Here is a 19,335-nt window from a genome sequence, read left to right as displayed (position 1 = left end):
CATCCTTGGAGCCGACGCTCACGCCGCCTCCCGGTAGCGGTAGAGCGGCGTCTCGTCGGCGCTGAACTGCGAGAACGCGAAGGGCTCCGCGGAGAGTCCGGTGACCCCCGCGGGCAGGAACGCGCGGGCCACGGCGCTGCCGCTCTGCGCGTACACCACCAGGGGCACCTCGTGCTCGCGGCAGTGCGCGAGGATCAGGTCGAAGGTGCCGTTGCTCAGCGTCATGCCGGTGGCGACCACGGCGTCGGCTTCCTTCAGGACCTCGGTCATGTCGTCGGTGATCCGGTCGCCCCACTGGGTCGTACGGAGATTCAGATCGCAGGGCAGGCAGATGCCGCCGCGTTCACGTATCGCCGCGACCAGGGGATTGACCACGCCGATCAGCGCCACCTTGGCGCCGTGCTCGATGTCGAGCAGTCCGGCGACGGCCGCGTCACGTGCCTTCGCCCGGACCTCAGGGGTGCCGGTGGGCAGCATGACGCGCTCGGCTCCTGCGGAGTCCCGGTGCGGGACCACCTGCGCGAGATAGGCGTCGAGCGCGGCGATCCGGACGGGAGTGGACTCGGCGCGCAGCAGCTTGGCGAGGGAGTTCCCGGAGGCGTTCTCGCAGAAGTCCGGGGCGAGTTCACCGGCCTCGAAGGAACAGGCGCCGAAGGCGGTGCCGACCCGGAGCAGCAAGTAGTGGTTGTGGTAGGTGACGTGGCTGCCCGCGAGGCGGGTGGTGTTGTACAGCCAGAACGCGCTGGTGACGGAGAGGTCCTCGGGGGAGGGGCCGAAGTCGCCCGCGAGGACGGCGTCGATGAGTTCCGCGACGGTATGGGGCGGGTGCGGCTCGGGGTGTGACATGGGGAGTTCTCTCCGTGTGGTGATGGACGCGGTGGTGAACGCGGTGGTGGACGTGGTGGTGGACGTGGTCATGGAAGGTCGGGCCAGGAAGTGGTCGACCAGGGGTGCCTCAGCTCGTCGAGCGAGGTGATCTCATGCGGCTTCAAGGTGTCGATGTCCGGCGTCTGCGCGTGTTTCGCGTAGGCGCTCTCGACATAGCGGTGGCCCGTGTCCGCCGCGATGAAGACGTACGTACGGGAATCGTCGCGGCGCTGTTCCCAGAGAGCGGTCAGATAGGCGGCCCCGGCCGAAAGCCCGGCGAAGATGCCGCTGGTCCTGAGAAGCGAGACCGCGCCGGACACCGCGCAGTCGAAATTCACCCAGTGCACACGGTCGTACGCCTCGTGCCGGACATTCTTGAATTCGATGGCGCTGCCGATCCCGGCAATGATCATGTCCGGGTCGGCGACATGCTCCGAGCCGAAGGTGACACTGCCGAAAGGCTGCACGCCGACGAGCGACACATCCCGGCCCGCCTCCCGCAGATAGGCGGCGATGGCGCCGGTCGAGGCCCCCGATCCGACCCCGCCGACCAGGGCCAGCGGCCCCGCGGGGACCTCGGTGTCGATCGTCTCGGCCACTTCGCGATAGCCGTAGTAATGAATGCTGTCGTGGTACTGCCGCATCCAGTGGTACGACGGATTCGCCTCGAGGATCTCGGCGATGCGCCGCACTCTCAGCTCCTGGTCGAGCCGGAGATTCTTGGACGGTGCGACCTGCTCAAGGGTGGCGCCGAGTATGTCCAGCTGTATGCGCAGGGTGCGGTCCACCGTCGTGGAACCCACGATGTGGCACTTCATTCCATAGCGGTGACAGGCGAGTGCCAGAGCTTGTGCGTAGATTCCGCTGGAGCTGTCGATGAGAGTGTCGCCCGGTTTCACGGCACCCGATTCGAGAAGGTGACGGACCGCCCCCAGAGCCGAATAGATCTTCATCGTCTCGAACCGGAGACAAATCAAGTCCGGCTCGATGGATATGAGATCGGGTCTCTTCACCGCTTCGGCTATGTGGTCGTGCATGTCTGCCGCTGCCCCCTGTCGATCGGTCGCCGAGCCGAGAGCATCACACTAGATGAAAATGATTGTCAAGACGAATAGTGTTGTGGCAGCCTGTCGGCGACGGGGGCGTCGAGACGTTGCGAGGAGACCTGTGAAGCTGTCCCAGGAGCAGAAGGCCGGGCGGCGGTCCGGCCTGTCATGTGCGGGGTCGGCCGGAACCGGAGTGGGCACGGCCTTCGGGACATTCGGCGAACTGCTTCAAGGTGTGCTGCCCGAGGAGGACGGCGACTTCCTGGTGACGCTGCCCGTCGCGCGCTGGACGATGGCCACGTTCCGGCAGGAGCCCGGCGCGAGGGATGTGGTGGTCAGGCCGGGAGGAAAGACGAAGGCGCTCCAACTGGCCCGCACCATCAGTGATTTGGCGGCCCGGCGGACGGGGCTGCCGACCGGGGGGACCCTCCACGTCAACAGTGTGATCCCCGAGGGGAAGGGCCTTGCGAGCTCGTCCGCCGACCTGGTCGCGACCGCGCGGGCGGTGGGGCAGGCGCTGGGGGTCGAGATGCCGCCGTCCCGGATCGAGCGGCTGCTCGCGGGCATCGAGCCCACGGACGGGGTGCTCTACCCGGCGATCGTCGCGTTCCATCACCGCAGCGTGCGCCTGCGCCGCGTCCTCGGATCACTTCCGGTCATGGCCGTGGTGGGGATCGACGAGGGCGGCTCGGTCGACACCGTCGACTTCAACCGCATCCCCAAGCCGTTCACGACGGCCGACCACCATGAGTACGCCCGGCTCCTGGACCGCCTGTCCCGCGCCGTTCACCGAAGCGACCTGGCCGAGGTGGGCCGGGTCGCGACCCGCAGCGCGGAGATGAATCAACTCCTGCGCCACAAATGGTCGTTGGAGCCGATGCGGGAGATCTGCCGGGAGGTCGGCGGCCTGGGGGTCGCGGTGGCGCACAGCGGTACGACGCTGGGCATCCTGCTCGACACCCGCGACCCCTCGTACACCCAGCGCGTCAGTGCGGCGGCGCAGGCGTGCGGGGAGCTCGCGGGTGGGGTGACGGTGTACCGGACGCTGAGTTTCGCGAACCAGGGGAGCTACCAGAAGCGCTAGAAGAACACCCCGCACCGCAGCAGCACATTCGCGTACGGGGTGGCCTCGCCGGTCCGCACCACCAGGCGTGCTGTCGCCGTGCGCCGCTTGAGTTCCTCGTGCGGGATCAGGGTGAGGGGCGTGACGCGGGAGGCCAGGAGCCCGGCCGTCGCCGGGTTGGCATCCTGGACCTCCGTCGCCGCTGTGCCGCCCTCCGTCACCAGCTCGGCGAGCAGCCCGTCGAGGACCTCGGCGAAGGACGGGACGCCTGCACGGAAGGCCAGGTCGACGACCCGCGGGCCCGGCGGTATGGGCATTCCCGCGTCACAGATCAGGACCGTGTCCCCGTGGCCCAACTCGGCCAGGGCGCCGGAGAGATGGCGGTTGAGGATGCCGGTCTTCTTCATGCGGGGAAGACCTCTTCAGCCGTCGGGTACGACTCCTGCGCGCCCTGCCGGGTGACCGACGCCGCGCCGACGCGTGCCGCGTACGCCGCCGCCGTCGGGAGGTCGTCGCCCAGGCCGATGCGCCAGGCGAGGGCCGCCGTGAAGGCGTCGCCCGCGCCCGTCGTGTCCACCGCGTCGGCCTTCGGACTCGGCACGCGGGTAGGGGAGTTGACGCCGTCTGCCGTCAGCGCACCCTCCGCGCCCAGAGTGATGACCACCGAGCGGGGGCCGAGGGCGAGCAGCGCCCGCGCCCAGTCCTCCGGGGTGTCGGAGGGCCCGGCGGCGGAGCCGCCCAGGATGTAGCGCGCCTCGTGCTCGTTCACCACCAACGGGTCGCACGCCGCGAGGACTTCGGGTGGCAGCGGGGCCGGTGGCGAGGGGTTCAGGACGAAGCGCGTGGCGGCGGGCAGGGTGCGTACGACCTCTGTGACCGTCTCGATGGGGATCTCCAGCTGGGTCGAGATCACCCGGGACGCGGCGAGCAGACTGCCCGCCGCACGGATGTCCTCGGGGGTCAGCCGGGCATTGGCGCCAGGCGAGACCACGATGCTGTTGTCGCCCGACGGGTCGACGGTGATCAGCGCGACGCCGGTGGGCGCCCCGCCGACCAGGACGCCGACCGTGTCCGCGCCCGCGGCGCGCTGCGATTCGAGCAGGAGCCTGCCGTGCGCGTCGTCGCCGACCCGCGCGAGCAGGGCGGTACGGGCACCGAGACGGGCCGCCGCGACCGACTGGTTCGCGCCCTTGCCGCCGGGGTGCGTGACGAGGTCGGAGCCGAGGACCGTCTCGCCGGGGGCGGGGCGGCGCTCGACTCCGATCACCAGGTCGGCGTTGGCCGAACCGACGACCAGGAGGTCGTACGAGGCGTCGTCATCATGGTCAGGCATCTCTGAATCCTGCTCCTGCTAGTGCGCGTGCTCGTGCTCGTGCCTGGATACGGCGATGGGGATGAGACGGAGTCAGGAGAAGTCGGCAACATTCTTCTCCGTGACCACCTTCACCGGGACCTTGACCATCGTGTCGACATCCTTGCCCCGCGCCGCGTCCACCGCGTTCCGCACGGCGATCCGGCCGAGCTCCTTGGGCTGCTGCGCCACGGACGCGTAGAGCGTGCCCGCCTCAACTGCCTTGATACCGTCAGGAGTTCCGTCGAAGCCGACCACGGAGACCGACTTGCCCGCCTTGCCGCCGAGGGCCTTGGCGGCGCCGAGCGCCATCTCGTCGTTCTCGGCGAAGACGCCGTCGATGCCGGGGTTGGACTGGATCAGGTTCGTCATGACGTCCAGGCCCTTCGTGCGGTCGAAGTCCGCGGGCTGGGAGGCGACGACCTTGATGCCGGGGTACTTCTTGATGCCTTCGGCGAAGCCCTTGCCGCGCTCGCGGCTCGCCGACGTGCCCGCGACACCTTGCAGGGTCACGATCTTGCCCTTGCCGCCCAGCTTCTCCGCGAGGGTCTTGGCGGCCAGCTTGCCGCCCGCCACGTTGTCGGATGCGACGAGCGTCGCCGCCTTCGCCTTGTTCACGCCGCGGTCGGCGGCGATCACCGGGATGTCCGACTTGTTGGCGGTGCGCACCGCGGGGCCCACCGCGTCCGAGTCGACCGGGTTGACGATGATCGACTTCACGCCTTCGCCGGTGAAGTTCTGTAGCTGGTTGGTCTGCTGCGACGCGTCGTTCTGCGCGTCGGTGACCGTGAGGTCGATGCCCGCCTTCTTGGCCTCCGCCTGCGCGCCCTCCTTCATCTGTACGAAGAAGGGGTTGTTGAGGGTGGAGAGCGACATGCCGACCTTGGTCGTCGTGCCGGACGAACCGTTGTTGAAGAGGGAGACGGCGCCGACCACGGCAGCCACCAGGGCGGCGGCGATCCCGAGCTTCAGGACCTGGGGTCCCTTGCGCCCGCCACCCGCGCCGGACGCCCCCGAGGAGGCTCCGGGAGTCGCCCCCGCCTTCCTGCGCAACGTATCGAGAAGCACCGCGAGCGCGATGACGACGCCGATCACGACCTGCTGCCAGAAGGCCGACACCGAGAGGAGGTTGAGGCCGTTGCGCAGGACCGCCAGGATCAGCGCGCCGATCAGGGTGCCCGACGCCTTGCCGACGCCGCCCGCCAGGCTCGCGCCGCCGATGACGACCGCGGCGATCGCGTCCAGCTCGTACCCCTGCGCGGCCTGCGGCTGCGCGGAGACGAGACGCGAGGCGAGGACGATGCCCGCGACGGCGGCGAAGAGTCCGGCGAGGCCGTAGATGACGAGCTTCTGCCGCTTGACGCGCAGGCCGGAGAGGCGGGCCGCTTCTTCGTTGCCGCCGATCGCGTACATGGAACGGCCGATGTACGTACGGGCCAGGATGACGGCCGTGATCAGACCCATCACGATCATCACGATGACCGGGACCGGCAGCCAGCCGCCGATCGTGTCACCGAGGTTGGAGACCGAGTCGGGGAACGCGATCGGGCTGCCCTGCGAGATGACCAGGGAGAGACCGCGGGCCACCGAGAGCATCGCCAACGTCGCGATGAACGGCGGGAGTTTGCCGTACGAGACGAGCAGCCCGTTGACGAATCCGCACGCTATGCCGGTGCCGACGGCGAAGATCACCGCGAGCCAGACCGGCAGACCCTGTGAAGTCGCCGTCCACGCGAGGACGGTCGCGGAGAGCGCGGCCACCGAGCCGACCGACAGGTCGATGCCCGCCGAGACGATGACGAACGTGACACCGAACGCCAGGATCGCGGTGACGGCGGCCTGCACGCCCACATTGAGGAGGTTCTGGGTGGTGAGGAAGTCGCCGGAGAGCAGCGACATCGCCACCACCAGGACGACCAGGGCGCTCAGCGCGCCATTGTCGAGCAACATGCGGCGGAGACCGGTGGCGCCACCCGCGTTGCTCTTCAGCGTTTCAGTGGCCACGGGAGGCCTTCCCTTCGGTTGCTTCGTCTGTCTGAACTGCCGTACTACTGACGGCGGTGTTGACGGTGGTGCTGACGGCGAGCGCCATCACCGCGTCCTGAGTCGCGCTGTCCGCCGTGAGTTCGCCCGCGATGCGGCCCTGCGCCATGACGAGCACGCGGTCGCTCATGCCGAGGACCTCGGGCAGATCGCTGGAGATCATCAGGACCGCGTGTCCGGAGGCCGTCAGCTCATTGATGAGCTGGTAGATCTCGACCTTCGCGCCCACGTCGATGCCGCGGGTCGGCTCGTCGAGGATCAGTACTTTGGTGTCGGCGAGGAGCCACTTCCCGATGACGACCTTCTGCTGGTTGCCGCCGGAGAGCGTGCGCACGTGCTGGCCGAGCCCGGCCATCCGGACACCGAGCTGCTCGGCGATCCCGGCGGCTGCCACACGCTGCCCCTTGAGATCCACGAGCCCGGAGCGGGTCGCCGAGCGCAGCGTCACCAGACCCAGGTTCTCCTGCACGGAGGCGTCGAGCACGAGCCCCTGGCCCTTGCGGTCCTCCGGTACGAGGCCGATGCCGGCGCCCATCGCGGCGTTCACGTCGTGCCGGGGCAGCCGCTCACCGCCCACGTCGACGGAGCCCGCGTCGTAGGGATCGGCGCCGAAGACGGCGCGCGCCACCTCGGTGCGCCCGGCGCCGACGAGTCCGGCGAGGCCGACGACCTCACCGGCCCGCACCTCGAAGCTCACGTCGTGGAAGACGCCGTCGCGGGTGAGCCCTTCGACGGTGAGCAACGCGCCCCCGGTGTCCGGGCGTTCGCGCGGATACTGCTGGTCGATGCTCCGGCCCACCATCAGCCGTACGAGCTCGTCCTCGTCGGTCGACGCGGGCACCTGGTCGATGCTGCGGCCGTCACGCAGGACGGTGACGCGGTCGCCGAGCGCGGCGATCTCCTCCAGGTGGTGGGTGATGAAGACGACGCCGACACCGTCCGCGCGCAGCTGCCGCACGATCGCGAAGAGCTTGTCGACCTCTTCGGAGGTGAGCACGGCGGTCGGCTCGTCCATGATCAGGACGCGTGCCTCGAGGCTGAGCGCCTTGGCGATCTCGACCATCTGGAGCCGGGCGATGCCCAGCTCACGCACCTTGGCGCGCGGCGACACCTGGAGGCCGACCCGCTTGAGGAGTTTCTCGGCGTCCGCCTCCATCGTCTTCCGGTCGATCATCCCGAAGCGGCGCGGCTGGCGCCCCAGGAAGATGTTCTCGGCGACGGTGAGGTCGGGTACGAGATTGAACTCCTGGTAGATCGTGGCGATCCCGAGCCGTTCGGCGTCCTGCGCGCCATGGATGCGGGCTTCTTTCCCGTCCACGAGGATGCGGCCGCTGTCGGGGCGGTAGGCGCCGGAGAGCATCTTGATGAGCGTGCTCTTGCCCGCGCCGTTCTCGCCGAGCAGGACGTGCACCTCGCCGCGGCGCAGGTCGAAGTCGACGGAGTCGAGCGCGACGACGCCGGGGAAGGTCTTGCGTATGCCTTCGATGCGCAGCAACTCGTCCGCGTCGCGGGCCGCGGTGCGCGGCACCTCGTCCGGTGTGCTCACGTGGTGCTCCTCGGGTCGATGGGGGGCTCGCCGCAGGAGCGGCGTACGACGAGACGGGCGGGCAGGGTGACGGACTGCGGGCTCCTGCCCTCGATCCGGTCGACCAAGGCCTGCACGGCTGCCCGGCCCAGATCGCCGGTGGGCTGGGCGATGGCGGTGATCGGCGGATCGGTGTGCACGAACCACGGGATGTCGTCGAACGCGGCGAGCGCGATGTCGTGCGGTACGCGCAGACCGTGGGCGCGGATCGCGTCGAGCGCGCCGAGCGCCATCAGGTTGTCGGCGGCGAAGACGACCTCCGGCGGTTCGGGCAGTGCGAGGAACCGCTCGGTGGCCCGGCGCCCGCTGTCGGCCTGGAAGTCGCCCTGCCCGATGTAGTCGTCGGGCAGCGGGATGCCGTACGCGCCGAGCGCGTCCCGGAAGGCCTCGACGCGCTCGCTGCCCGTGGTGGTGGCCGCGGGCCCCGCGATGATGGCCAGCTTCCGGTGGCCGATGGTGTGCAGATGGGCGACGAGGTCACGTACGGCGGCGCGGCCGTCGGCCCGCACGACGGGGACGTCCACGCCGGGGATCCACCGGTCCACGAAGACCATCGGGGTGCTGGAGCGCGCGGTGTCGAGCATCAGCGGGGAGCCGCCATCGGTGGGGGAGACCAGAAGGCCGTCGATCCGGCGGTCCAGGAGCGTGCGCACATGGTGGTCCTGCAACTCGGGCCGCTCGTCGGCGTTGCCGATGATCACGCTGTAGCCGAGCGCGCGGGCCGCTTCCTCGACGGAACGGGCCAGGGCCGTGAAGTACGGATTCAGCACGTCGCTGATGACCAGGCCGAGCGTGCGGGTCTGGTCGGTGCGCAGCGACCGGGCGACGGCGTTCGGCCGGTAGCCGAGGCCCTCTATCGCGGCGAGAACGCGGGCACGGGCCGCCGGGCTCACCGAGGGGTGACTGTTCAGGACGCGAGAGACCGTGGCGACGGATACGCCTGCCTCGGCCGCGACGTCCTTGATGCTCGCCATCGCCGGTCCACCTCCTTGTGGAATCGATTACACGGAGGATTGGAATCGATTACACGGGTGGGATGCAAGGGGGTGGAGGGGTAGCGAGACCTGATTGTGACGTGAGGTGCTCAGATGAGCGGGGGGTGGTCCGGGGCGCCCCTGGGGGCTCTGCCGCGGACTTCGTAGCGCCCGCTCAGCGTGCGGCCGGCACCTGGAGCCGTAGCGACTTCAGGCCATTGATGAAGTTGGAGACCAGGCGCCTCGGCGGGGCCGCCAGCTGGGGAGGTGTGGGGTGCGTGGTGCGGAACTCCTCGTACAGGACCCGGAGTTGGAGGCGCGCGAAATGTGCGCCCAGGCAGACGTGCGGGCCCTCGCCGAAGGCGACGTGGGGGTTCGGGGTGCGGGACAGGTTCAGGCGGTGGGGGTCCGTGAAGACCCGTTCGTCGTGGTTCGCCGATGCGTGGAAGACGACCACCTTGTCTCCGGCGCCTACAGCCTGGCCTGCCAGCACCGTGTCGCGGGTGGCCGTGCGGCGGAACGAGAGTACGGGAGGGTGGTGGCGCAGCAGCTCGTCCACGGTGGTGGCGATCGGGGCTTCGCCCTCGTGGAAGCGGCGGTACTCGTCCGGATGCCCGGCGAGCGCGAGGAGGCCGCCGGGTGCCGCACCGCGTACGGTGTCGTTGCCCGCCACGGTGAGCAGGAAGAAGAACATCTCCAGCTCGGGGGCCGTCAGTTCGGGGTCCGTCGCCAGGGTGGTCATGATGTCGTCGGCGGGCTCGCGGCGCTTATGGGCCGCCAGGTCCTGCGCGTACGCGAACATGTCACGCAGCATCGCGGGTGAGCGCGGATTCAGCGGCTTTCCGTCCAGGCCGCGGCTCAACTCGCCTGACTCGTCGGGGTCTTGATAGCCGATCACGCGCTGCGTCCACTTCAGGAGCAGGCTGCGGTCGCTCTCCGGCACGCCGAGGAGATCGGCGAGATTGAGCAGTGCGTAGTCGTCGGTGACGTCGGTGACGAGATCGCAGGTGCCGTCGGAGGCTCGGGCCCGGTTCACCGCCGCGGCGAGCAGGGTGCGGGCCCGGTCGCGGGCCAGGGACTCGAAGCGCTCCACGCGTCTTGGCGTGAAGGCGCGGCTGACGAGGCGCCGGAGCCGTCCGTGATCCGGGGGGTCCTGATTGAGCATCATGCGGCGGATGAACGGCAGGTCGTCCGGGTCCGGGTCGCGGATCTGGGTGGCGCCCAGGTGTGAGGAGTACGTGCTGGAATCCTTGAGGACATGGACCACGTCCGCGTGCCGTGTGACCGCCCAGAAGCCGGGGCCGGACGGCCAGTCGAGCACCTGCGGTTCGTCCTGCCAGGCGACGGGGTGCCTGTCACGGAGTACGCGGTAGCGGTCGTGGGGGACTCCGGCCGCGTACTGCCGTGGGTCGAACACGTCGGGTACGGCAGCCACGGAAGCGAGTTCACCGCCGCTCATGACGTGCCGTCGCCGCCCTCGCCGTCCGCCCGCAGGAAGTCCTCCACGGCGCGGACAAGCGCCAGCGGCGTCTCGTCCATCGCGTAGTGGCCCGACTCGCCGAGCTCGGTGAGTTCGCCGCGCCCGTACCAGCGCAGCCACGTCCGGCGCATCAGATCCGCCCCGAGCGCCGGGTCCTGGGCCCCGACCACCGCGAGCGCCGGCACGGTCGAGCCCTCGATGAGGTCGTGGAAGTCCTCGCGGGCCCAGGAGTCCAGCCAGCTGCGGAAGGCCTTCGCGTCGCTCACCTCGAGGGAGCGCGCGACCATGCGGTCGAGCCAGGCCGCGGGCCGTACGCCGCCGGTGGTGAAGTCGATGATCGCGCGGCGGTTCTCCGGCAGGCGGTCGGCTTCGGAGAACAGCTCCCACTGCTCGGGCGGGAGGTCGAGGCCGGACGCGGGTACGGGTGAGACGCCGACCAGCCTGCGGACGCGGTGCGGGGCGCTCGCGAGGACCCGCTGGGCGACACTGGCACCCATCGAGTGGCCGACCAGCGAGAACCGGTCCCAGCCGAGGCGGTCGGCCAGGCCGACGACATCCGCGGCCCCTTCGGTGGTCGTGTAGGTGCCGGTGGCGTCCTTCGCGTCCCCGTACCCGCGCAGATCTACCACCGCGTACTGGAACGAGGCGAGGTCGAGGTCGGCGAGCACCGGGGCGTAGGCCGAGCGGTCGGCCAGCCAGCCGTGCACGGCGATCACCTTGTGGGGCCCTTCACCCAGCACGACATGGGGAAGCGGGAAGGAGGCCACGGCTACTCCGATCAGCGTCAACGTCAACGTCGGGAAAGGGGCCGGTCGGTCGGGCCCGCGAACAACCGTGGCCCCAACCCACGTGTACCGCAAGGGCGCACAGCGTCATAGGGAAGCGGGCCGCCGGGGGGAGGGGGTCGCGAGGGAGCCGTGTGTGTCGCGCGGAATGGGGAAACTTGGTGGACGGCCTGCGATCGAGGCACGCGCGTGGTCAGAATGTGGCATGGCCATCCGCCACCTCAGCTATCGGCTCGACGAGGAGCCGGTCACCGGAGCCGTCCGTCTCATCCCCGCGCAGGCGGGACCCCAGGAGAAGGAGAAGGAACAGGAGAACGGGCAGGAGAACCGGCAGGAGAAGGAACCGAACCTGCGGGACGCGGAGTTGGCCGAGTTCGTGCTCGCCGTCGGGCACCGCCATGGCCTCAGCCGCAGCAGGCTCCCGGGCGGCGGCAGCCTCCTGTGCAGCACGCTCGCAGAAGGTCGTGTCGACGTCGCGTACTCGGATACCTCGGACGAACTTCCGGAGCCCTTACGTGAGTTCGACCCGGAACAGCTGACCTCCTTCGCCCGCGAGCACGCCGCCCGCGTCGAACCCTTCCTCGCCGATGTGCGGCGCCTGTTCGGGGAGCGGGCGGGGCGGCAGATCGTCATCGCCGAGCACGATCCGCTGACCGTGGCCCACTGGGTCGCCCTCGCCTGTGCCTCGCTGCCCGACGCGTACGCCATGTCGCTGACGTACAGCACATGGACGGCGGAGCCGGGGCGCGCGCCGCAGCAGATCCTCGGCATCGGCCCCGACGCGGACTTCGACCGGTTCGACGGCCCGACGCTCGACCACTTCTACCGGGTGCACGACGGGGTGGGCGGCCAGGGCAGCACGCCGATGCCCGACACCTGGGCGGAGGTGACCGCCCAGCAGTGGATCGACGGGACACCGCCCGAGCCGGGGAGCGACGACGACCCGTTCGCGCTGACCCGTGCGTCCCTCGACGTACGGCAGCTGGCCGCGATGTCCGGCGACGCCCGCCGTCAGAGCGTCCTCGCCCATGCCGCGACCGTGGCGGAGCAGGGTGCGGGCAGCCCCGTCGTGGACGATCTCTACCGGCTCTGCCAGGAGCTCGGCGCCGAGGACCGCGCCGTCGTCGAGCCACTCGCCATCGCCCTGGCCCGGCACTACATGGCCGTGGCCGACGGCCAGGGCACGCTGCCCGACCTCGCCGCCTGCGAGCAGCTTCCGCTGAGCGCCGACGCCTGGCAGCGGCTGCGCGGGGAGTTCGGCGGGCGCGCGGACGAAACACTGCGGCGCAGGCTGCGCGACCCCGTCGGCACCTGGACCGAGCCGCTGCGGCTCGCGCTCGCCGTGGGAGCGGACGCGGGGCCTGGCCTCGACGAAGCCATGGAGCGGCTCGCGGGCGCCCTGCTCAACCCCGCGCGGCGCGAGTGCGCGGAGGCCGTCGAGGTCCTGGAGGCGATCCGCCACCCCGGCCTCGACCGGCGGGTCATGAAACTCCTCGCCAGGGGGCTCACCGCATCGAAGCTGGACAAGCTCCGCGGCCTCGCGGGGGCGCCGCAGGGGGAGTGGCTGCGGCGGCGCGTCGAGGAGGCGGGCGACGCACCCCAGGTCCTGCGGTTCGTCGAAGCCGCCGCTCGCTGGGGCGGGCAGCCGCACTGCCTGCGGGGCACCCGGCTCTTCGCCGCGCTGACCGAACTGCTGCCGGGCGGACGGGTGGAGGACGACCCCGCAGCGCTGAAGCAGCTGTGGCGGATCGTGTGGGGCGGCGCGCAGCCCGACCTCGCCGACGTGGCGGAGCTCATCCGTGTCTGCCCGCCACGCCTGATCGTCGAAGCGGGGTACGGCATCCGCCTCGTCGGCCTGCTCAGGACTCCGGAGCGGGTCGACCACCACCTTGTCGCCTTCGCCAGGGACCTGCGGGAGGAGCAGCAACTGCGCCCGGCCGAACGCGCCACCGCCGAACTCATCGTGACAGTCGATGAGTTCGCCGAGGGACGGATGCCGCTGCGCCTCGCCGTCGAACGCATCCGTATCCAGTCCCAGCAGGCGTCGCCGCTCGGTGCCGTCCTGCGGGCAGGGACCGGCGTCATGATCGGCCGGGGATTCGCCCGCGCCGCACCCGTCGAGCTGTGCCATCGCCCCGCCCTGGAGTTCCTGATGGGCACGGACGGCGATGTCCTGCGGTCCTATCGCGAGCTCCTCGTCGACGAAGGCGCACGGGAGCGGATGATCCGGGCGCTGCCCCGCCAGCCCGCCGAGGTCGCCGCCCTCTACCACGTCTGGCGCCCGCGCACTGCCCGGCGCGGAGTCACCGTGGAGTGGCAGCGGGTCGCCGACGAGCTGCTCACCCGCGTCCTGGCTCCCGTGGTGCCGTATCTGGACGACTGGACGCTGGGCCAGATCGCCACGGAGATCACCCGGCAGCCGCACGGGCGCGGTGCGCAGCGGGTCCAGGAGTGGAATGCGTGGCGCAGTCGCCAAACCTATTGATCCATCGGCCCATTGGCCCATCGACCCCGTGAACTACTGATTGACCCCTTGAACTACTGATCCACGATGCGCGAGAGGACCAGCGTGAGGAAGACCAGCGAAAGCGTGACTGTCGAGGCCGGTGGGGCCGCCGACAACTTCCCTGGCGGCAGCATGGCGAACCGCCCGGTGCATTTCATCTGGATGCTCGACTGCTCGGGCTCCATGGGCGTGAACGGCAAGATCGGCGAGCTGAACTTCGCCATCCGCGAAGCCATCCCCGAGATGCAGCAGGCCGCCGAGTCCAACCCCGCCGCCTCGCTGCTCGTGCGTGCCATCTCCTTCGCCAGCGGCGCGAGTTGGCATGTGAACGAGCCGACTCCGGTGGACCATTTCGCATGGGAGGACGTGCACACGTACGGCGGTACGGACATGGGCGCGGCGTTCAAGCTCGCGGCGGGCGCGCTCCAGACCCCGCCGATGCCACAGCGCGCGCTGCCCCCGGTGCTCGCACTCGCCTCCGACGGGCAGCCCACCGACGACTGGCGCGCGGGCCTGCGCGAGATCGACGCGACGCCGTGGGGCAAGCGCGCCGTGCGGGTCGCGGTGGCCATCGGGGACGACGCGGACAAGAGCATGCTCAAGGAGTTCCTCGGCAACCCCGAACTCGAGCCCCTACAGGCCAAGAACCCCCGCCAGCTCGCCGCGGCCATCCGCTGGATGTCGACGGCCGTGGTGAAGGACGCGTCGACGCCGAAGGTCGAGGACGCCAAGCCTCCGTCGCCGCTCGGCCCGGCGCCGCTGACCAAGGACGACGAAGACGACATCTGGTGAGCGGGCCTTCGGCACCGGCAGGGTCCCAAGCGCCGGAGGGCAGATGGGCGCTGCTCAGCGCGACGGTCAAGGGCGTCGGCAAGAAGTACAGCCAGGACAGCTGCGGCGCACTCTCCGTGGCCCAGGGGCGCGCCGTGGTGCTCACGGTGGCCGACGGCCATGGTTCCGCCGCGCACTTCCGCAGCGACCTCGGCTCCCGGTGGGCCGTCGAGGAGTTCACCGCATGCGCGGAGGGCTTCGCGCGTGAGGTGGTGCGCGTGGGCGCCGACGCGACGGGCTGGACCGGCCTGCGGGCCGAGGCGCGTCGGCTGCCGCAGCAGGTGGCGCACCGCTGGCGCGAGCGGGTGCTGCTGTATGACTGCAATTCCCCGGCGAGCGGTGGACGCCATCTGCCGGGCAGGGCCGACGAAGCCACCGACCTCGCCGTGTACGGCAGTACCCTCATCGGTGCCGTACTCACCGAACAGATGGTGTTCTGCTGGCAGTTGGGCGATGGGGACCTCGTCCTGGTCGAAGCTGACGCCACCCCGCACACCCCGCACATCCCCCTCTCTACAGGGCCCGAGATGGGCGACGAGACGGACTCGCTGTGCGAGCCGGAGCCCTGGCGCAAGATGCGGTCGCACTGGCAGCCCTTCACCACGGGTGCGCCGCCGGTCGTGCTCCTCTCCACCGACGGCCTCTCCAAGAGCTTCGCCGACCACCAGGGATTCCTGGACTTCGCCACCGGCGTCACCGAGCGCGCGGCAGGGCAGGGCGTGCCGGCGGTGCAGGCGCAGCTGGCGGACTGGCTGGAGCGCGCCGCCAAGTACTCCGGTGACGACACGACGTTCGTGGGCGCCTTCGCGACCACGGCACGCACCGAGAACGAAAGCTCAGCCGAACAGGAAGCCGAGAAAGGAACCGCATGGTGAACGGGATGCTCGCCGCCGGAAAGACCCTGGTGGCCGAGTCGGGGGAGAAGGTCAAGGTCGCCGAAATCTTCGGCTCCGGCGGCCAGGGCGAGGTCTACCGCGTGACGACGCCGCAGGGCGACCGTGCGCTGAAGTGGTACTACCCGCAGCTGGCCGACGCCCGCCAGCGGCAGATCCTCGAAGGGCTCATCGCGCGCGGCTGGAGCGACGACCGTTTTCTCTGGCCGACCGCCATCGTCCTTGACCCGGAGGGCAAGGAGGCGGGCTTCGGCTATCTGATGGACGTACGCCCCGCGCGCTTCCAGGACCTGCCCGCGCTGTTCCGCCGCGATCCCTCGGTGTCCGCGGCGACGATGCGCACGCTGGTCACCGTGGCGCTGCACACCGTCGAGGCGTACCGCTCGCTGCACTCCAGAGGGATCGCCTACCGCGACATCAACTGGGGCAACATCTTCTTCGACCCGCACACCGGGGACGTCCTCGTCTGCGACAACGACAACGCGGTGGTGGAGGGCGAGTCCGCAGCGGTCGCCGGGACGATGGACTTCATGGCGCCCGAGCTGGTCCGCCGCGACAAGGGGGCGCAGCCGGGCACGCAGACCGACCTGCACTCGCTCGCGGTGCTGCTCTTCCTGCTCCTCATGAACGACCACCCGTTCAACGGCGCGCAAGCCCTGGAGATCCGCTGCATGGACGAGGCGGCCAAGCGGCGTCTCTACGGCACCGACCCGGTCTTCATCTACGACCCGGCCGACGCCCGCAACCGCCCCGTGCCCGGCGAGCAGCCGACCGTCGTCGCCACCTGGGGCGCGCTGCCGCAGATCCTGCGGGACCTGTTCGTCCGTACCTTCACGGAGGGGGTACGGACGCCGGTCAAACGGGTCCGCGAGTCGCAGTGGTGCGTCGCTCTGAGCCAGGTTCTCGACGCCATCACGCAGTGCGGTTCATGCGGCAAGCAGAACCTCACGCAGCCGGAGGGCGCTGCCCCCGACTGCTGGAAATGCGGCCGTACGCTGCTGTTGCCGCCGCGGCTGGAACTGGTCACGGGTACGGGAACGTTGCGCACCCGGCGCGGCATCAGGCTCGCGCCCCACGCCCGGGTCTACGCCCACCACCTGGTCGAGTACCCGGACCGGCACGACTTCCGGGCCGTAGTGGGAGAGGTGACCGAACACCCCCAGAACCGGGGCAGGTTCGGGCTCACGAACCACACGAAGGACGTGTGGACCGCGAGGAAGGACGACGGCACGGTGCGCGACGTGGAACCGGGCCGGACGATCGCGCTGCGGGCGGGTCTTTTGCTGGAGTTCGGGGGAGGGGCGGAGGCGGAGGTGAGGGACTGAGGGAGCGGTCTGTGGGAGACCGTCTATGGCCGCGGTCTCCGGGGGCGGTGGCGCCACCGCCGCCACCACACCCTCCACCACACCGCAGAGGCAGGCGGAACCGCCGGAGGCGGAGGCGGTGCCGCAGGCAGCACGGCTCGCGCGGACGCCGAGCCGACGGCCACGGCATCCGGCCGGGGCAACGCGGTCACAGTGAACCGGCTCTCCCCGGCAGAGACGGGGAGAGCCACCACCTGCCCCGCCCCGTACCGGCTCCGTGCCACCCGCAGCTGCTCACGGCGCACCCCGTCCTCCCACGCGATGAGCGTGAGCACGGCAGGCTCCGGCCAGGAGAACCGCAGCTCGGCACGGTCGGCGGCGACCCGCCGTACCGCCAGGTCCCGTACGTCTCCCGGATGCTCGATGACGATGCTCGGCCCCGACACAGCCCGCTCCCCGAGCACGCTGACAGCCGTCATCCGGAGCCGCTCGCGGGGTGCCGGCAGTACGTCGACGGAGGTGGTCAAGTCCCCTTCGACCAAAGCTAGTTGACCGACCTGCCCCGACACGTCTGTACCCGCTGCGACAGGATGCGCGGACCAGGGTACGAGATGGCCGTGGCCACGCACGGGAGGCCGCCAGGCGACCCGCACCTGGCCGCCGCCGTCCAGACGCCGGACGCTGAGCGCCTCCACGGGCGAGGGCCAGTGCTCCGCGCGGGCGGTGATGCTGAGGCCCGGGGACCAGACGAGGTGACCGGCGGGGCCGGGGTAGCCGCAGCTGACCTCATAGACGTACAGGCCGACGGGCAGCGGCGAGTCGACGAGCCGGCCGAGCTCGCAACGCACGTTCTCCGCCGGGTCGTTGTCACCGTCGCGCGTGCGTACGGCGCGGACCTCGGTGGCGGCGGGGTCGAGCCGCCACTCCACCCGCACCCCGTCCGGCACGGCGTCTGCGCGGAGCTCCGTCACATCCGGGGTGATAAGCACCGGCGCGGTGACGCGCGGAACTCCGGCGATGCGGTCCCTGCGCACCGGGAACACGGCGTAGCGGAGTGGCCGTCCCACGGGCGCGTCGGGGTCGGCCGCCGTGAGCGCGGTGTCGTACGGCGATACCTCGACGGCGAGTTCGGGCGCGCCGTCAGGGAAGCGGAGCACGCGGTACGAGACGGCACCGCTGTCGCTGTGCGGGGCGCGCCAGGCCAGTCGTACGGCCCGGTCGTCGATGACGGCCGACACCTCCGACTCGTCCGGGGTGAAGGGCGCGTCGGCGATGAGCGCCGCGACACGCAGGAGACCCGCGTGCGCGACCTCGTCGTCCCGCGCCTGGCGCAAGGCGCCGAGCCAGGCGTCGGCGGCGGCGCGGAGATCGCCCCTGGTCTCGAAGTCCCGTGCGCTGTCGCTGAGTTGGGCTACGGCAGCGGACCGCATCCGCAGGGAGCTGAGCAGGCCACCCAGTACGTGATCGGCGGAAGAGGCAGGAGCGGCAGGAGCGGCGGGGATGAGGGCGGCCAGCTTCTCCGCCTCGCGCAGCCGAGTGCCGGGCCAGATGTCGTTCAAGGTCTCGGCCGCGTGCCGGGCGGCTCCCGCCGCCGGGAAGCGGGCGGCGGCGAAGGCGGAGGCGAGCAGCCCCGCCTCACTGCGGTGGACGCCGAGCGCGGCCGCTGCGTCAGCTGTGGCTGCTCCCTGCGGCGCGGCATCGTCCCGCAGGCGGCAGCACAGCTCCCACAGCACGACGCGGCGCAGGCCCATCGGGTCGTCGCGGATGACCGTTTCGAGGGTGTCCACCACGGCCGCCGCCTCCGGGGCGCGCGGGTCGGGCGAGGCGAGCCAGCGGGTGCGCGACTGCTGGACGTACGCCAGGCCGACGCGCTGCCACAGACCTCCGCGGGCCGGGAACCACAGGCCGTCGAGGATGCGGAAGCCGTCGTCGGTCTCGGCCTTCGGCAGGGTCCCGAACAGCGCTTCCGTCGACCCTTGCGCCGATGGCGCGGGCGCGGGCGCGCGAAGGGCGTCGGCCGCGTGACGGAAGCCCAGTTTCTTTATGGCTTCGTGCAGTTGGAGGTAGCCGCGCATCGCGGGGGATGCGGGCAGCGTCGGCGACGGGAGCCCGGTTGCGTCGTCCGGCGTGCGCTCGCCGGGGTGCCAGCTCGTCATGGCTCAGCCGCCCGGCGTCGTGTAGAAGTACACCCTGACCTTCGCGGTCGACGCGGGGGCGACCAGGTTGTGGAAGTCGTCCGTCGCGGTCTTCTTGGTGAACATGCCGGGACGGCCCTTGTTCAGCAGCGAGTTGACGCGGTGCGCGTAAGCTTCGCCGTTGCCCGATCCTCCGAAGGTCAGCACGAGCGCCGCCTCGCGACCGGCCCATTTCCCGGTGTTCTTGTGGATCTGCGCGGCGAGATCCCCCTTGTCCGAGCCCTTGACCCGGAACTCCTCCGGTTGCAGTTCCACCGAGCGGGGGCCCGTAGGGGTGGGTGACGCGGAGGGCTTGGAGCCGTGCTTCGACGCCTTGGGGTGGTTGGCCAGGGGATCGGGCCTGTCGGCCATCGACACCAGGGCGAGTACGAGGAGCAGGTCGGCGAAGAGCCACCCCGCGAGGACGACCACG

The 19,335-nt window shown here is 70.7% G+C and carries 16 protein-coding genes; 5 read left to right on the top strand and 11 right to left on the bottom strand.

Annotated elements, in window-relative coordinates:
- Window positions 1–18: 18 nt before the first annotated feature.
- A complete protein-coding gene (locus tag ACGFSB_RS07595) occupies window positions 19–846 on the bottom strand; it encodes a Rossmann-like domain-containing protein (RefSeq protein ID WP_393395837.1) in 828 nt (275 codons plus the stop codon).
- 68 nt (window positions 847–914) lie between these two features.
- Window positions 915–1,904 carry a pyridoxal-phosphate dependent enzyme gene (locus tag ACGFSB_RS07590; protein WP_393395525.1) on the bottom strand — a complete coding sequence of 330 codons (990 nt, stop codon included), beginning with the start codon at window positions 1,902–1,904 and terminating at the stop codon, window positions 915–917.
- Window positions 1,905–2,040: 136 nt separating this feature from the next.
- On the opposite strand from ACGFSB_RS07590, the gene ACGFSB_RS07585 reads away from it, so the two are divergent.
- On the top strand, window positions 2,041–2,997 hold the full coding sequence (locus tag ACGFSB_RS07585; protein ID WP_393395834.1) for a kinase: 957 nt from the start codon (window positions 2,041–2,043) through the stop codon (window positions 2,995–2,997).
- Here ACGFSB_RS07585 and rbsD read toward each other — a convergent pair.
- The 7 genes from rbsD to ACGFSB_RS07550 all read right to left on the bottom strand — a co-directional run bounded on the left by rbsD (window position 2,994) and on the right by ACGFSB_RS07550 (window position 11,176).
- Window positions 2,994–3,383, bottom strand: coding sequence for a D-ribose pyranase (gene rbsD / locus ACGFSB_RS07580; protein ID WP_393395523.1), 390 nt, complete (start codon window positions 3,381–3,383; stop codon window positions 2,994–2,996). The genes ACGFSB_RS07585 and rbsD overlap by 4 nt on opposite strands.
- Entirely contained in the window at window positions 3,380–4,309 is a 930-nt protein-coding gene (locus tag ACGFSB_RS07575; RefSeq protein WP_393395520.1) for a ribokinase, read from the bottom strand. Before ACGFSB_RS07575 ends, rbsD begins: the two co-directional genes overlap by 4 nt.
- A gap of 72 nt (window positions 4,310–4,381) precedes the next feature.
- Complete coding sequence (locus tag ACGFSB_RS07570; RefSeq protein ID WP_393395517.1) at window positions 4,382–6,331, bottom strand: substrate-binding domain-containing protein; 1,950 nt, start codon at window positions 6,329–6,331, stop codon at window positions 4,382–4,384.
- Window positions 6,321–7,916 (bottom strand): sugar ABC transporter ATP-binding protein, encoded by a 1,596-nt coding sequence (locus ACGFSB_RS07565; protein ID WP_393395515.1) that lies wholly within the window; start codon window positions 7,914–7,916, stop codon window positions 6,321–6,323. The genes ACGFSB_RS07570 and ACGFSB_RS07565 overlap by 11 nt, the downstream gene beginning before the upstream one ends.
- The gene (locus ACGFSB_RS07560) at window positions 7,913–8,929 is read right to left on the bottom strand and encodes a LacI family DNA-binding transcriptional regulator (protein ID WP_393395512.1); all 1,017 of its coding nucleotides are present in this window, start codon (window positions 8,927–8,929) and stop codon (window positions 7,913–7,915) included. Before ACGFSB_RS07560 ends, ACGFSB_RS07565 begins: the two co-directional genes overlap by 4 nt.
- 175 nt (window positions 8,930–9,104) lie before the next feature.
- The gene (locus ACGFSB_RS07555; RefSeq protein ID WP_393395510.1) at window positions 9,105–10,388 is read right to left on the bottom strand and encodes a cytochrome P450; all 1,284 of its coding nucleotides are present in this window, start codon (window positions 10,386–10,388) and stop codon (window positions 9,105–9,107) included.
- On the bottom strand, window positions 10,385–11,176 hold the full coding sequence (locus ACGFSB_RS07550; protein WP_393395507.1) for an alpha/beta fold hydrolase: 792 nt from the start codon (window positions 11,174–11,176) through the stop codon (window positions 10,385–10,387). The genes ACGFSB_RS07555 and ACGFSB_RS07550 overlap by 4 nt, the downstream gene beginning before the upstream one ends.
- Window positions 11,177–11,399: 223 nt before the next feature.
- Between ACGFSB_RS07550 and ACGFSB_RS07545 the strand changes: the two genes are divergently transcribed.
- The 4 genes from ACGFSB_RS07545 (at window position 11,400) to ACGFSB_RS07530 (ending at window position 16,749) form a co-directional block, all read left to right on the top strand.
- Entirely contained in the window at window positions 11,400–13,679 is a 2,280-nt protein-coding gene (locus ACGFSB_RS07545) for a GTPase-associated protein 1-related protein (RefSeq protein WP_393395505.1), read from the top strand.
- Window positions 13,680–13,832: 153 nt separating this feature from the next.
- Complete coding sequence (locus tag ACGFSB_RS07540; protein ID WP_393395832.1) at window positions 13,833–14,492, top strand: tellurium resistance protein; 660 nt, start codon at window positions 13,833–13,835, stop codon at window positions 14,490–14,492.
- Entirely contained in the window at window positions 14,489–15,406 is a 918-nt protein-coding gene (locus tag ACGFSB_RS07535; RefSeq protein WP_393395502.1) for a protein phosphatase 2C domain-containing protein, read from the top strand. The genes ACGFSB_RS07540 and ACGFSB_RS07535 overlap by 4 nt, the downstream gene beginning before the upstream one ends.
- Window positions 15,400–16,749: a protein kinase gene (locus tag ACGFSB_RS07530; RefSeq protein WP_393395500.1), complete on the top strand. Its 1,350-nt coding sequence runs from the start codon at window positions 15,400–15,402 to the stop codon at window positions 16,747–16,749. Before ACGFSB_RS07535 ends, ACGFSB_RS07530 begins: the two co-directional genes overlap by 7 nt.
- 23 nt (window positions 16,750–16,772) lie before the next feature.
- Here ACGFSB_RS07530 and ACGFSB_RS07525 read toward each other — a convergent pair whose 3' ends face one another.
- Window positions 16,773–18,884 carry a hypothetical protein gene (locus ACGFSB_RS07525; RefSeq protein ID WP_393395498.1) on the bottom strand — a complete coding sequence of 704 codons (2,112 nt, stop codon included), beginning with the start codon at window positions 18,882–18,884 and terminating at the stop codon, window positions 16,773–16,775.
- 3 nt (window positions 18,885–18,887) lie between these two features.
- Window positions 18,888–19,334 carry a hypothetical protein gene (locus ACGFSB_RS07520; protein WP_393395495.1) on the bottom strand — a complete coding sequence of 149 codons (447 nt, stop codon included), beginning with the start codon at window positions 19,332–19,334 and terminating at the stop codon, window positions 18,888–18,890.
- Between the last annotated feature and the right edge of the window lies 1 nt (window position 19,335).

Origin of the sequence: Streptomyces sp. NPDC048441, from assembly GCF_043200235.1 — a bacterium.
Lineage (GTDB): Bacteria > Actinomycetota > Actinomycetes > Streptomycetales > Streptomycetaceae > Streptomyces.
Note: the sequence above shows the minus strand (reverse complement) of the source record. Positions and strands in the feature narration are given on the sequence as shown.